Here is a 13,131-nt window from a genome sequence, read left to right on the forward strand (position 1 = left end):
ACTCGAAGGAAGAGCCACCATGTGCTATCTTATCCACCTCACTGGAAATAGTTCTGTTCGAGTCTAGATAATATACCCGCAAAGGAGCCTTGCCCATGTCTCTTGGTATCGCCATCGTCGGCACCGGCATGATCAGTCAGTTTCATTCCCGCGCAATCGCTGAAGTCCGAGGCGCAAAACTTGTCGCGTGTTGCGACCGAATAGCTGAGAGAGCCGAGGCATTTGCGAGTGAAGTAGGGTGTACAGCATACAGCGATCTTAAGAAGATGCTCGCCGACCCGGCAGTCGATGCCGTGAGCGTGGCCACGCCCAGTGGGGCCCATATGGAGCCGGCTGTCGCTGCGGCGAAGGCAGGAAAACATGTGATCGTCGAGAAGCCCCTGGAGATAACTCTCCAGCGTTGCGACCGCATTATTGACGCGTGTGAAAAGAGCGGAGTTAAACTGGCAACGATTTTTCCCTCGCGGTTCCATGATTCTTCGGTGAAAATGAAACGTGCTGTGGACGAAGGCAGATTCGGCCGGCTGACGCTAGGCGATGCCTACGTTAAATGGTTTCGTACGCAAGAGTATTACGATAGCGGCGCCTGGCGGGGGACCTGGAAGCTCGACGGCGGCGGGGCGCTAATGAATCAGGCTGTTCATACGGTGGACTTGCTGACTTGGTTGATGGGGCCAGTGACGGAGATTCAAGCCCAGATAGCGACCTTGGCCCACGAGAGAATTGAGGTCGAAGATGTGGCAACAGCCACGCTTAAGTTTGCCAATGGGGCCTTAGGAGTTATCGAGGCCAGCACGGCAGTGTATCCCGGGTATCTAAAACGGATTGAATTGCATGGCGATCAGGGAACCGCTGTGCTTGAGGAAGAAGACCTCAAAGTCTGGGACTTCGCGAAGAAAACTCGTGCAGATGCCGCTATTCTCAAAGCGATGAAGGAGAGTCGTAGTACCGGGGGTGGGGCTGCTGACCCTTCAGCCATTGGACATCATGGCCATGCCGCCCAGTTTCGCGATTTTGTGAGTGCTATCAAAGAGGACCGGTCCCCCGCCGTGGATGGCCCTGAGGGCCGCCGCTCGGTAGAGATCGTTGTTGGAATCTACAAAGCTGCCAAATCAGGCAAGACGGTGAAGCTGCCGTTATAGTTGCAGTGTGCAGGAGACGGGTCTAGAATTGAACTATGAGCATTGTTGAAAGCCCTATCTCTTCCGACCCTAGCGTCATGGGAGGTGCCGTAGTATTCCATGGCACGCGAGTTCCGGTGCAGACGCTCTTAGATTATCTAGATGACGGATTCTCTATCGAGACATTTATCGAATTCTTTCCCTCAGTGCGCCGCGAGGATGCCGAGCAGTTTCTAAGGCTCGTAGGACGTCGAGATTCTTGAGAATTCTATTCGACGAAAATGTGCCTGCGCCTCTGTGTAAGTTTTTCCCAGACGATCAGGTTGCTACCATCCAGCGACTCGGTTGGACCGGCATAGAAAACGGTGAACTTGTCTCCCGTGCCGATGCGGACTTTGACGTTCTCATCCTTGCCGACAAGAATTTGCGTTATCAGCAGAATCTTTCAGCTCGAAGACTTGCACTTGTCGAATTGCCCACGAACTGTTGGCCAATTCTTGAGCCGCTAGGGTCTAAAGTCGTCGAAGCAGTTCACGGAGCACTTACTGAAAGCTATGTCATAAGTTGAAATGACGTAAGGTCATGCAGTCAGCAATTTTAGTTCATGCGCTCTATCATGTCATGTGCTAGCTTGTCTCTTGGGAATGGTGCCTGTCAAATCGGCCTTCATCGATCGGACATTTTCCTGCACAATGCTTCCTCCTGCAAACAAGGAAGGAGGCGCCCAGGTGAGTAAAAAGCTGACTATCGATTTTGTCCTCTACCTCGTTGTGCGGCTGTTGATTTGTGCTGTGCAGGCGCTGCCACTGAGCACGTTGAAGACCCTCTCAATTCAATTGGGTTGGCTTTGCTGGCACGGACTGAAGCTGCGTCGTGGAGTCGTCGAAGAGAATCTCCGCATTGCGTTTCCGGACGCCCCTCAAGAAGTGCGAGACCGCATTGCCCTGGCGATGTGGAAACACTTGTTCTTGATGATTTGCGAAATCGCCCATGCGCCTCGCAAGCTTCACCGCACCAATTGGCGACAGCATTCCTCAATTTCGCGCATGCGAGACATCGTTCGCCATCTGATTTCTGAGCGGCCGATGGTGATCATCTCGGGCCATTTGGGGAACTTCGAGTTGGGTGGCTATCTCTTGGCCCTGCATGGTTTCGAGACACACACAATTGCCCGGCCGCTGGATAATGTCTTTCTCGACGAGTTCGTGAATCGGTTCCGCGGAGCGACCGGCCAGTACATGCTTCCCAAGCACGGAAGCGGCCCGCAAATTACCGAACTCCTCCAGCAGGGGGGGACTCTGGTCCTCTTGGGAGACCAGTTTGCTGGCAAAGGGGGGTGTTGGGTTGAATTCTTTGGCAAACCAGCATCGACCCACAAAGCAGTTGCCGTCTTTTCGCTAGGAAGTTCTGCGCCGACGGCCGTCAGTGCTGCCTTGCGCGGGGAGAACCCGCTCGAATTCCGCATGGAAATCGCGGCCATTGCCGATCCGGCAGCCGCTGATTTCCAATTGCCAACAGTGCCTCTGCTGACAGATTGGTACACACACAACCTGGAAATGATGGTTCGCCAGCATCCCGATCAATACTGGTGGGTCCATCGACGCTGGAAGGGGGATCCCTCGGATCGACGGAGAAATCGCAAGCCACGGGTTCAGCAACAAGCAGCCTAGTCACAAACGAGAAAAAATCATGCTAAGCAGCAAGTTCTGAGGGCAAAAGACTTGCCGAATTGCGCAAGCCTGCCATAATCGTCATTGGTAGTGTTCCCGCCATATTCCCCCTCCCGCCTCCTGACACGACGGTTAAAAGCGTGTATCAACTTCGGTCCTTTCGCAACACGGATCCTCCCCACTTGGCGGAGATCTGGCGCAGCCAGCCTCCTCAACGGGGTGTTCTGCAACCGATCTCGGCGCCGATCTTGGAGTTTGCCGTTTTTTCGAAGGCCCACTTTGATCGTGAGGGCTTGATCATCGCCACCAAAGACGGGCTTCCCGTCGGTTTTGTTCACGCTGGGTTTGGTCCCAATGATGACGGGACGGGTCTCGATACAAGTATGGGGACCACACATCTCTTGATGATTCGCTCGGGCTACGAAGACGAGGCCCTGGTGGATGCACTCCTGGAAGCCAGCGAGGACTATCTCCGGTCCGCGGGAGCTACGGTCATCTATGCCGGTGGCGTGAAACCGCTCAATTCGTTTTACCTTGGCTTGTACGGTGGCAGCGAAATTCCCGGCGTACTCGAGTCGAACCGACTCTTGCGCGACGCTTGTTTGCGTCGCAATTATTCCGAGTGCGGGCAGATCTCGATTTTGCAGTGTGATTTAGTCCGTTTCCGTCTGCCTGTCTCTCGCAAGGTGCGACAGCTTGGTCGGCAAACGCGATTCGAAGAGACGGTCGATCCTTTGAGTTGCAATTGGTGGGAAGCATGTGTGTGGGGCTCCCAGCAAAGAGACCGCTTCCGCTTGTATGACAAGTCCAGCGGAAAGGTCATTGCCTCGGCCTCCTTCTGGGATGTGCAACCTCTGTCAGCATGTTGGGGCATCTGCACCGCCGGCATGTTCGATCTGCAGGTCGACCTCGGTTGGCGGCGACAAGGTTGCGCGAGTTATCTGCTTGGCGAAGCATTTCGCCTCTTACGCCGGCGGGGAGTAGCCACAATCGAAGCGCAAACGATGTCGACTAATGAGGCGGCCCTCGGTCTTTACGGGAGTCTCGGCTTTACTGAAGTCGATCACGGATTTGTCTTCCGTAAGAATGCCGTACAATTCAGCAACTCCCCAGATTCAATGCTATCATCAGTTGTTGGATAGCCCGCTGCAATCAGTTCTGATCGCTGTCGAGTGGTTTGACGAATCAAACCCATATGCATGAAGCGGCGACATCTCGGGCAGATGTTCTTGGGCAGATGGCATATCGTGACCAAATGGTTTCATGCCAGATTCATCAAGCCCAAGGACTTTTTTCCAAGCGAACTCTGCGGCGCGACGCGACGAAGAAGACAATTGCCATCGACGAGAGCATCGCCATGGAAGGCTCTGGGACAGCCGCAATGAATGGGCTGCCGCTGATGAATTGAGCAATTTGTTGCCCCGTGGCTTGTCCTACGGTATCGTCGAAGTTCCAGTGAATTCCTAGATAGACACGAGAACGACCATTTTCAGCCATCGCTTCGCTCAGAGATGAAAATGTGCGAGTCATTCCTGGCACTTCCTCGGAAGTCAGTTCGAAGCTGATGTTGTCGGTGCCGTAAAACTCGATCAGGGTGCCAAACAGTGCTCCTCCAAAGGTAGCGTGGCCAGAAAGGTAGGTTGGGAAGGGGGGCGTGAAATCATTGCCACCTCCCGCTGGAGCCCCGAGCGGTATCCAGTTAGGATCTGCTTCGGTAAGTGGGTTTCCATCCTGGTCCGCCTGTCGAATCCCAGTAACTGGTCGCCAGAGATCGAATTCAAATTTTGAATTCCAGGCAACAATTCCGGCATCGGCCATAGCAACGCTCGCTTTTGCGAAGAGTTCTGCGTTTTCCTTTTCCGAATTGCCTTGTTGGATGGCGATCGTGCGAAGCACTTTGTTGAAGAGTCGCATCGGTGTGCCCATGCCAACCCGGTCATACGCCCAAAAGAGGCCAATGTTCGTCTGCTCAGTAGTTCGAGTGCTACTGTTGAGCGATCCTAATTCTTTGACCTCATTGAAAGCATCAGCGTACGCTTGGCTGGTAAGATCAGGCATGGGGGGCGGCATAAACTGAGTATTGGAGTGCAAAGAGAATGTCTTCATTTCTCCCCAGGCAGGCCCCCAAGCCTCCTGCCCCGGATTGAGCGGATCCGGCTGCCAATGCCCCACTGCATTAGTGGGCAAGTATTGAGACGAGGCATTATAACCGTCATTCGCGCGGCGTTGTAGAATTGACTGTCCGATTGTTTGCCCCATAGCGATGCCAGTTGACTTGTCTGCACCGTCGCTAATGTTGCTAAGGCTCGATAGCAGGCTGGCGTCTAGAGAGTTCTGTAAGTCAGGGTAGATCGCACTCAATACCGTATGAGCAGCTTTGGCTGCCGCTGCTTTTCCTGAGGCCGTCATGCCCGGAGAAACGTGGCCGTTTCCATGGTCATAGAACATCGTTCCCCCCGGCTTCATCATCGCGAGGCTATCGTACATGGCAAGATTCACCATGGCCATCGTTCTGGATGCCATCCCAGGGTTTTGAAGGCTGCTATTGGCAACCAGCACGTCGGAGGTGACTTGGTTCCAATCCAGTACGACATCGGCATGTGCTGGGAGTGCTGTAACAACGAAAACCATGAAGTTTCGTGCAATGGAAGTGAGATTCATCAGAGGGGGCCTTTGCAATGAACAATGTGTGGTGCATTCAGTACAACTGCCTGACAGATGTCCCTTTGGGCTAGTCTCTTTGGGGAAAAGCCTCTATGCGAGTAGATAGAGGAAAGTTTCCTGTCATGCGATGCTACAGGAAGGAGACAGAGAAAGTTAAGAGGCGAACAAACCAGGATGTCAGGCAGATTGACTTCTTAGCGTTCCTTCATAACTTGTTAGCTAGAAAATCGTAGACTCGCGATAACTTGACCGATCGAAGAGTAAAGAACCCAAGATGTCCCAACAAAAAGGAACTTACTCCCAGGCATCAAATACTATGCCTCTAGTATAAATTCACACATACGGTATCACAAGCCATTTCTATCTCAACTCGCGGTTTTGGCGTAGAAACCTACTATGCCTGCGGGAGAGACGGTTGCAATATGCGGGTCGTAGGGGCATTTCGAGGTCTAGAGCTTGCAGTATCTAGCGAATGAAATCGTACAGCCTGATTTCCTTTTCATTTCCGAGCCAGTTGCAATCCAGTCCCTATCGGGAGGCAATGACAATAAGTATTGGATCTAGGAACGACTCAATCTACTGAGATATGGGAAGTGTCTGATGCCGAGTAATTTAGTATCGGCTATGCGTGGCCAATTGGGTATCCAGTTGAAGCAAGAGCCTAACCTTTAGCCGGTCGATGTGGAAATCCCCGCTAGGCGATCCTTGCTTTAGAGGGTTACAATAAGAATTGTGCCGGCGCACGCGGCTGCTAGGCTCGCCGCCGGTTGCTTCTCAAATCACTCGTTCTTGCAGGAGGTAACCTGAATATGGCTACTGCCACTGAAAAACCGGCGAAGAAAGTTGCGCGTCCTAAAGTACAGCAAACCCAGTGTTTCATCGGGGGTAAATGGCTCGACGCGGCCAGCGGGAAGACTTTTGACACGATCCATCCTGCAACCGAGGAAGTGATAGCCAAGGTTGCCGAGGGGGACAAGGCCGACATTGATCTGGCTGTTGATGCCGCTCGGGCGCAATTTGATGGGGGCGAGTGGTCGCAAATGGATGCCCGCGAGCGGGGTAGACTGATGTACAAGCTGGCCGATCTTCTTGAAGCGGAAGCGGAAGAATTGGCCGCCTTGGAAACACTGGACAATGGTAAGCCAATCAGCGATTCGCGTGCGGCCGACATTCCACTTGTGATCGAATGCATTCGATATTATGCCGGCTGGGCCGACAAGATTCAGGGTTCCACGATCCCCATCAATGGCGACTTCTTTTGCTACACGCGACGAGAGCCTGTTGGAGTCGTAGGGCAGATCATTCCTTGGAATTTTCCTGCCTTGATGGCTGCCTGGAAGTGGGGCCCGGCGCTGGCCGCTGGTTGCACCATCGTGATGAAGCCCGCCGAGCAAACACCGCTTACTTGTTTGCGGATGGCCTACCTGGCACAGAAGGCTGAAATCCCTGATGGGGTAATCAATGTCGTTCCTGGCTATGGTCCAACTGCCGGCGCTGCGTTAGTAGCCCACCCTGGCGTCGATAAGATTGCATTCACAGGGGAGGGAACAACTGCCAAGATCATTCAGCGCACAGCCCTGGAGACGATGAAGCGGGTTACGTTCGAACTAGGTGGCAAAAGCCCCAACGTGGTCTTTGCCGATGCCGACTTGGACGCGGCGATCAACGGTGCCCACTTTGCCCTGTACTTCAACCAGGGGCAATGTTGTTGTGCCGGTAGTCGACTGTTTGTTCAGGACAAGATTCACGATGAATTTGTGGACCGGCTCCAGGATATGAACAAGTCTCGTCGCGTGGGCGACCCATTCGATCCTGAAACAGAGCAAGGTCCACAGGTCGACCAGGCCCAGTTCGACAAGATTCTCCAGTACGTTGAATATGGCAAGGAGGACGGAGCGAAATTAGTCAATGGCGGATCACGGCACGGCGACAAAGGGTACTTCATCGAGCCAACCTTGTTCACGAATGTGAAGGACGACATGCGGATTGCCAAAGAGGAGATCTTTGGTCCCGTCCTCAGCGTGCTGAAATTCAGCGATGTTGACGAGATTGCTCATCGAGCCAACGCCACCAATTTTGGTCTGGCCGCCGCTGTCTGGACTCGCGATATCGGTAAGGCTCACCGTTTTGCCAATAAACTTCGCGCCGGCACGGTCTGGGTAAATTGCTACGACGTGTTCGACGCAGCCGCACCTTTCGGTGGGTTTAAGGAGAGCGGCCTAGGTCGCGAACTGGGCGAAGCCGGTTTGGCTGCTTATACCGAGTTGAAGACTGTGACCGTAGCGATGAGCTGATCGCAATTTGACACGCTAAGTTTTGCACGCTCAACGCCCAGGGATTGCAATCCCTGGGCGCAAGGTTGATGGTATAATGTGTACAGGAGAATCTGTAGCCATTTCAATCGCGGAGTAAATAACCGATGACACAAGTTCAAGTTGATCAAGCACTACTTCAAAAACTTGATGCATTGCCGATATCTCAAAAACTACATGTCATAGATAAGCTTTGGGAAGATATCGAAGCTTCCGACGAGCCACTGCCTATATCTGCTGAAGTGCTTGGAGTGGCCAAACGCAGATTGGTTGAGATGGAAAGTGATCCTTCCCTATGCTTAACCAGTGAAGAACTCTGGCAACGAGTGGACGAAGCTCGTGGCAAATAAGATTCGTTTCCACCCCGGTATGATCGATGATCTAACTCAGGCCATTGGTTGGTATGATACGAAATCACACAGGCTTGGAGATCGATTTCGGGTGGCAGTAAAATGCTCTCTAGAAGAGATCGAGCGATCGCCCGAAGCCAATTCTCGTGTATTTGATGATGAAGACATTCGCTATCGCCAAATTCGTTCGTTTCCCTATCTCGTGCTGTTCCGTCTTCATCCCGGAATCATACACATAGGCGGTTTAGTTCATTCAGCAAGTGACCCGAAGAAATGGCACAGTCGAATGAGCGACATATAGTCTCTATAGGGCCCGTCACTCACCTCACACTGTTCTTGCGCGCTGCGACTTCCATCTGGGCGAAATGCGTTTTGTCACCGCGGACAATATAAAACTTCAGTGCCCCGGCACGAGAGAGCGAGTCGGCTCGGTCGACCAGGAACTGAATGTCCGACTTGGAGGCCGTTGTCCAGCGATGGAAGCGGACGAGGATGTCCCCTTCCTTTACGCCTTGCTGATCTGCAGAACTCCCTGAGCGGACTGAGACGACCCGCATCCCACCGTCGTAAGGGAGTTCCAAGGCACGTAGAGAATCAGCAGATTCTTGTTCCAAGATCAGCCCTAGCGTTTCCCAGGTAGCAGCTTCAAAGGATTCCATTTTCGCTGGGATTTCCGGCCGTCGATTGGTGCGGCTAGCGATCGTGAGATCCAGAGTGATCTCCTGGCTGTCACGGCGGACAACAACAGGGATTTGCTCCCCGCTGCGGTGACCAAGCAGGGCACGTTCGATGTCCAGCGGGCGGCGAATCTGCACTGTGCCAATCCGCTCGACTTGATCACCTCGGGTAATTCCACAGCTTTCGGCAGGGCTATTGCTGTCGACCCGGGCTACGGTTACGTGCCCATTTTCTTTGCTCATAGACAAGGTGTCCATGCCGTGCCAGTTGCTTTCCAATTCTTCAATGCTCATCATACGAGTAGCGATTTCCAGAGCATTGTCGACAGGAATGGCGAATCCAATACCCTGGGCACCTGCACGCACAGCGACATTCAATCCAATCATTTCGCCGTCGATGTTCAGGAGCGGTCCACCCGAGTTGCCTGGGTTAATGCTCGCGTCGGTCTGGATCAGATCGAGATATTGTTGAGTCTCGTTAACTTGTACGTTTCGATGCAGAGCACTTACGATGCCCGTGGTAACGGTATTTTCATAGCCGAATGCGTTTCCGACAGCGATCACAGTCTCGCCTGGCATCAGTTCTTGTGAAGTACCAAGATTGATGACGGGCATGTCAAAAGAAGGATTAATGCGAATGATTGCCAGATCGGTTTGGGGGTCTCGGGCAACGATTTTTGCAATGAAAGATTGACCCGTGGAGAGAGTAACGTTGATGCGTCGCACACCATCAACCACATGGAAGTTCGTGAGAATGAACCCGCGTGGATCGATCAACACCCCTGTCCCCATGCCATTGACCTGCTTGGAAACTTGTCGAGAAGACTCGGTTTCAACAACCGATTTTTGACCCTGGATGTTGACCACGGCAGGACTGGCTTCCCGAACTGCCTTGACAATAGGAGTCACACGCAAACTGGTGTCAGCAAGAACTGATTGAGCAAGTAATCCCAGCAGAAATGCTGCTAGCAGGAGCCGGCGAAAAGAAAAAAAGTTCACAGCGGCGTCGTCGGAGCGCGGGTCGTCCATGGAGAGCCATCCAATTAGGGTACTAGCAATTAAGTAGCTGGCGCGCCGAAGCGACCCGTTAACGATTCACCAGTGTTCTGCGGGTGAACACTCGTCTTTGCTAGAAGCGTTGATCGGCGCGTCGTTATGACTCGCTTAAACGTTGCGAATGGCAAGCCTCACAAAGTGCCTAGCTTCTCACTGGCTGGAAAAGAAGCTAAAGAAAGTGCTAATCACGACCGTAAATGGTCAGTTGGCAAGGTGGTGCCCAATCCACTTCGACAGATCCGCGCAAATTGGGCGGCGCGTCTGGATTGACGTTGGCTATGACGGGGGTGACAGGCACGGGAAAGAATTCAGGCGGCATTTCAGGCTGATAGCGGACGGCAGGAGGCCCGACCTCGATTCGCTTATGATGGTGACCAAGTGCTAGCGGACAACAGCCTGCCCCACTGCAACCAGGGATGCATCCCCCACCGCGACAACAATCTGGGCAGCCCGCGTCACTGTAGCCGCACCCAGGCTCGCAACTATGACACTGGCAGCCGTTGCAGCAGTCTGTTGCGCAGGCGCATCCGTTGCTCACTCCAGAGAGTACAGCGCAGCCGCTACTCGTTCCCAACAAGGAGACCAGCACAAGGAGCGCAGAGGCTCCTACAGAATTCTGGTTTTTCATAGCCCCACCCAAAAACCGAGAAGTCGAACAAGAGACTGACTGCCGGATACCTTGCAGTAAAGCGGCAACCCTTCGATAGCAGAATCGGCTCATTCGAACCGGCAACTTTTGCCTAATCGTCAAAGTTGAAAAGAGGGAATCAATCTTCTTGGTTTTCTTCTGTCGAGGACCCTAAAAACAGCTTGGGGATTACCTGAATCAGAAGAAAAGCCGCCAGCAATGCCAGCAGTCCGTGAGCCCAATACTGAGCAACCGGAAGCCCTACTTGCTCAGCTAACCAGCCCATTACCAGGAGTAACGGAGGCAGGAGGAGAAGTACTCCGCATCCCACGGCGGACATCGTTCCTCGAAATGCCAATTGCTCGCTCAGTTGCTGACGATGGACGTCGATCATTCTGCCACGTCGAAGGCTGATCTCGATCGTGTCGGTGAGTTCCATCGCACGCAGGGCGGCAGGCCAGGTGGTTTTTACAGAAGACTCCCCGGAAACAGCATCCACAAATTGGGCGAGGCAAGTTTTGGCTTGCGCAGCCTTTTCTTCGGTCGATTCGGGGAGTTCGGTTCGCCACTTGCCACGTTCACCGACGATGGTAAGCCGAGGAAATAGAGGATTTTCGACTGGACCAACGGACCAATGGACTGGCACTTGGCATTTCCCTAGAAGCTGCACACTCAGACCAGCGTAGGTGGCTGCTGTGTCTGGCGAACCGACTGCCCCCAAGCGGTCGAGTGGACCGGCGACCTGGTCCAGTACTTCAATATCTCGGGCGAAATGCCAAAGTACGCTTTCCTGGGTTCGTTGTTCCAATGGCCGATCCCATACGACTTTCTCAACCGAGCCTACCTCAGGATGTCCTTCGCGAACCCACCGAGCAACTTCATCTAAAAGTGCCGATTGCTGAGTTAGAGGATTAAAGTGATATAGCGTGGACTTGCTTTCGCATCGGGCCATGTCGATCTCGTAGAAGCTCAGGACCGACTCACAAAGCGGAAAAGTCGCCAAGACCGCCACACCGTTCTTGATGAGTTGGTTGACTTGCTCGGCTCTCAAGGCGCCAGATGTCTCACCTCGTCCTACAATCACGGCATCGCAGGCATGTTGATCAAGAAGTGATTCCCAATTGTCGTCTTGATCATCTTTAGGTAACCACACTGAGATGTCGCTTATGAGAGGCGAATCCTGGATGCCTCCCAAATCTCCTCCCCAAGTGATCGCGTGGCCGCTATTTATTGCTGCCTGGGCGAGTAGCAGACTTTCGCTATCAGCACCTAAGACTGCAAAATTCATGGATCCGAGCCTCTTACAACGATAACCATAGGACCCTTTTCAAAAATTTTGTGTAACGCGTTAAGGGACAAACCAAGAATTGACCGCTAATTCTTGCCCAAGGGATGTTACAATACTATCGTGAATAGAACCATTTGTCGAAGTGCTGCTAGTTTCCATGCCAAAGCGAAAGTCTTGCATCTCCAACTTGTTGGATAGGCCCATCATGAAAATATCTGCTTGCGTCCTGCTGCTCGTGTCGGTCGCAGTATTCAGTGGATTGACCGCTGTTTCCCAAGGGGGAGAACCATCGGTTGCCCAGGGAAAAGATGCCTCTCCAAGCGATATTGCCGCATCATCCCAAGACATCAGCCGATGGGTTGAGCAACTCGATAGCGACCAATTCGATCAGCGTGAGCGGGCCCAGGCGAAACTGACTGCTGCCGGTTCTCCCGCAATGCCAGAGATTGCAGCAGCGGCGCGTACGGCATCTTTAGAAAGTTCGACTCGTGCGATCAACATTCTGTTGACCTGGTCGGAAGGAAACGATCGTCGTTTGGCAGTCGCCGCTCTAGAACAACTGGCGTCCATGAAAAACCGTCCCATCGAATCAGCGCGAGCGGCGGAGGTGCTGGCCGAAGTTCGTGAACTGGCGGCGCTCGAAGCCGTCGTTTCTCTGGGAGGTAGCTATCAAGTCAACCCGCAGTTGAGGGGAGTAATAAGTTTTGTCCCGACGGTGAATTACCAGATCATCATCGGGTCGAAGTGGCGTGGCGGTCTCGAGTCACTGCAACTTCTCGAGAGCATCCCCCATACTGCGGTCGTCAGCTTCTATGCACCCCCATTAGACGACGATGCGCTCGACTGCCTGCAGAATCTTCCCCAATTGGGACGCGTGGAACTTTACGGAACACGTTTTTCAAAAGAGGCAATTGAGGAACTGCCCCGCAAGCTACCAAACGTTAAGGAGATTGACATTCGTCCGAGTGCAGCCTTTCTTGGGATTCGCGGAGACGGGGGTCAGAATGCTCACGTAGTGGATGTGGTGCCCGATAGCGCCGCTGCAAAAGGAGGGATTCGTAAAGAGGATGTGATAACTCACATCGCGGGGAAGGAAGTGAAAGATTTTGCGGCGCTAACCGCCATGATTTCCCAATATCAGCCTGGCGAAACGGTAGAACTCACCATCGTCCGAAGGGGAGGTGATCAGGAGCTACAGACAATGGAGTTGCCAGTCACGCTCGCTCAGTGGGGGCCTACGAGCAACGATACTCTGCCAGAGCTGCGCAAAATGAACCTTGAGCGACGTTAGTTCTGTCTACGTACAATTTATTCCAAGCCATTGGCGGACGCCCGCGGCCGCCAAATGCGAAAAAAACAGGGCCC

13 protein-coding genes are annotated in these 13,131 nt (G+C 53.2%); 9 read left to right on the forward strand and 4 right to left on the reverse strand.

All coding sequences use genetic code 11. The annotated features are described in order from the left end of the window. The first annotated feature begins 95 nt into the window (after window positions 1-95). From Pr1d_RS12735 to Pr1d_RS12755, 5 genes are all read left to right on the forward strand, one after another. Complete coding sequence (locus Pr1d_RS12735; RefSeq protein ID WP_148073885.1) at window positions 96-1,142, forward strand: Gfo/Idh/MocA family protein; 1,047 nt, start codon at window positions 96-98, stop codon at window positions 1,140-1,142. Window positions 1,143-1,177: 35 nt separating this feature from the next. Further along, window positions 1,178-1,384, forward strand: a complete 207-nt coding sequence (locus Pr1d_RS12740; RefSeq protein WP_148073886.1) for a DUF433 domain-containing protein — start codon at window positions 1,178-1,180, stop codon at window positions 1,382-1,384. Beyond that, window positions 1,381-1,689 (forward strand): hypothetical protein, encoded by a 309-nt coding sequence (locus Pr1d_RS12745; protein WP_148073887.1) that lies wholly within the window; start codon window positions 1,381-1,383, stop codon window positions 1,687-1,689. Before Pr1d_RS12740 ends, Pr1d_RS12745 begins: the two co-directional genes overlap by 4 nt. A 160-nt stretch (window positions 1,690-1,849) precedes the next feature. Then, window positions 1,850-2,791 carry a lysophospholipid acyltransferase family protein gene (locus Pr1d_RS12750; RefSeq protein ID WP_168205208.1) on the forward strand — a complete coding sequence of 314 codons (942 nt, stop codon included), beginning with the start codon at window positions 1,850-1,852 and terminating at the stop codon, window positions 2,789-2,791. 140 nt (window positions 2,792-2,931) lie between these two features. Further along, window positions 2,932-3,933: a GNAT family N-acetyltransferase gene (locus Pr1d_RS12755; RefSeq protein ID WP_168205209.1), complete on the forward strand. Its 1,002-nt coding sequence runs from the start codon at window positions 2,932-2,934 to the stop codon at window positions 3,931-3,933. A gap of 133 nt (window positions 3,934-4,066) precedes the next feature. Here Pr1d_RS12755 and Pr1d_RS12760 read toward each other — a convergent pair whose 3' ends face one another. Next, window positions 4,067-5,452, reverse strand: a complete 1,386-nt coding sequence (locus Pr1d_RS12760) for a vanadium-dependent haloperoxidase (RefSeq protein ID WP_148073890.1) — start codon at window positions 5,450-5,452, stop codon at window positions 4,067-4,069. A gap of 812 nt (window positions 5,453-6,264) precedes the next feature. On the opposite strand from Pr1d_RS12760, the gene Pr1d_RS12765 reads away from it, so the two are divergent. The 3 genes from Pr1d_RS12765 (at window position 6,265) to Pr1d_RS12775 (ending at window position 8,418) form a co-directional block, all read left to right on the forward strand. Next, the gene (locus Pr1d_RS12765; protein WP_148073891.1) at window positions 6,265-7,749 is read left to right on the forward strand and encodes an aldehyde dehydrogenase family protein; all 1,485 of its coding nucleotides are present in this window, start codon (window positions 6,265-6,267) and stop codon (window positions 7,747-7,749) included. A gap of 125 nt (window positions 7,750-7,874) precedes the next feature. After that, window positions 7,875-8,117, forward strand: coding sequence for an addiction module protein (locus Pr1d_RS12770; protein WP_148073892.1), 243 nt, complete (start codon window positions 7,875-7,877; stop codon window positions 8,115-8,117). Beyond that, window positions 8,107-8,418: a type II toxin-antitoxin system RelE/ParE family toxin gene (locus tag Pr1d_RS12775; RefSeq protein WP_148073893.1), complete on the forward strand. Its 312-nt coding sequence runs from the start codon at window positions 8,107-8,109 to the stop codon at window positions 8,416-8,418. The genes Pr1d_RS12770 and Pr1d_RS12775 overlap by 11 nt, the downstream gene beginning before the upstream one ends. A gap of 19 nt (window positions 8,419-8,437) precedes the next feature. Here Pr1d_RS12775 and Pr1d_RS12780 read toward each other — a convergent pair whose 3' ends face one another. The 3 genes from Pr1d_RS12780 to Pr1d_RS12790 form a co-directional block, all read right to left on the reverse strand. Then, complete coding sequence (locus tag Pr1d_RS12780) at window positions 8,438-9,823, reverse strand: trypsin-like peptidase domain-containing protein (RefSeq protein WP_148073894.1); 1,386 nt, start codon at window positions 9,821-9,823, stop codon at window positions 8,438-8,440. A gap of 208 nt (window positions 9,824-10,031) precedes the next feature. Further along, on the reverse strand, window positions 10,032-10,478 hold the full coding sequence (locus tag Pr1d_RS12785) for a hypothetical protein (RefSeq protein WP_148073895.1): 447 nt from the start codon (window positions 10,476-10,478) through the stop codon (window positions 10,032-10,034). Between the two features lie 139 nt (window positions 10,479-10,617). Next, a complete protein-coding gene (locus tag Pr1d_RS12790) occupies window positions 10,618-11,766 on the reverse strand; it encodes a Gfo/Idh/MocA family oxidoreductase (RefSeq protein WP_148073896.1) in 1,149 nt (382 codons plus the stop codon). A 205-nt stretch (window positions 11,767-11,971) separates the two neighbouring features. On the opposite strand from Pr1d_RS12790, the gene Pr1d_RS12795 reads away from it, so the two are divergent. Beyond that, complete coding sequence (locus Pr1d_RS12795; protein WP_168205210.1) at window positions 11,972-13,057, forward strand: PDZ domain-containing protein; 1,086 nt, start codon at window positions 11,972-11,974, stop codon at window positions 13,055-13,057. The last annotated feature ends 74 nt before the right edge of the window (window positions 13,058-13,131 follow it).

It is taken from the genome of Bythopirellula goksoeyrii (genome assembly GCF_008065115.1).
Taxonomy (GTDB): domain Bacteria; phylum Planctomycetota; class Planctomycetia; order Pirellulales; family Lacipirellulaceae; genus Bythopirellula; species Bythopirellula goksoeyrii.

Excerpts from the sequence above, each read along its gene's own strand:
- Pr1d_RS12760 (WP_148073890.1), bottom strand. The coding sequence starts at position 5,452 with ATGAATCTCACTTCCATTGCACGAAACTTCATGGTTTTCGTTGTTACA.
- Pr1d_RS12785 (WP_148073895.1), bottom strand. The coding sequence starts at position 10,478 with ATGAAAAACCAGAATTCTGTAGGAGCCTCTGCGCTCCTTGTGCTGGTC.
- Pr1d_RS12795 (WP_168205210.1), top strand. The coding sequence starts at position 11,972 with ATGAAAATATCTGCTTGCGTCCTGCTGCTCGTGTCGGTCGCAGTATTC.
- Pr1d_RS12735 (WP_148073885.1), top strand. The coding sequence starts at position 96 with ATGTCTCTTGGTATCGCCATCGTCGGCACCGGCATGATCAGTCAGTTT.
- Pr1d_RS12765 (WP_148073891.1), top strand. The coding sequence starts at position 6,265 with ATGGCTACTGCCACTGAAAAACCGGCGAAGAAAGTTGCGCGTCCTAAA.
- Pr1d_RS12790 (WP_148073896.1), bottom strand. The coding sequence starts at position 11,766 with ATGAATTTTGCAGTCTTAGGTGCTGATAGCGAAAGTCTGCTACTCGCC.
- Pr1d_RS12770 (WP_148073892.1), top strand. The coding sequence starts at position 7,875 with ATGACACAAGTTCAAGTTGATCAAGCACTACTTCAAAAACTTGATGCA.
- Pr1d_RS12780 (WP_148073894.1), bottom strand. The coding sequence starts at position 9,823 with ATGGACGACCCGCGCTCCGACGACGCCGCTGTGAACTTTTTTTCTTTT.
- Pr1d_RS12740 (WP_148073886.1), top strand. The coding sequence starts at position 1,178 with ATGAGCATTGTTGAAAGCCCTATCTCTTCCGACCCTAGCGTCATGGGA.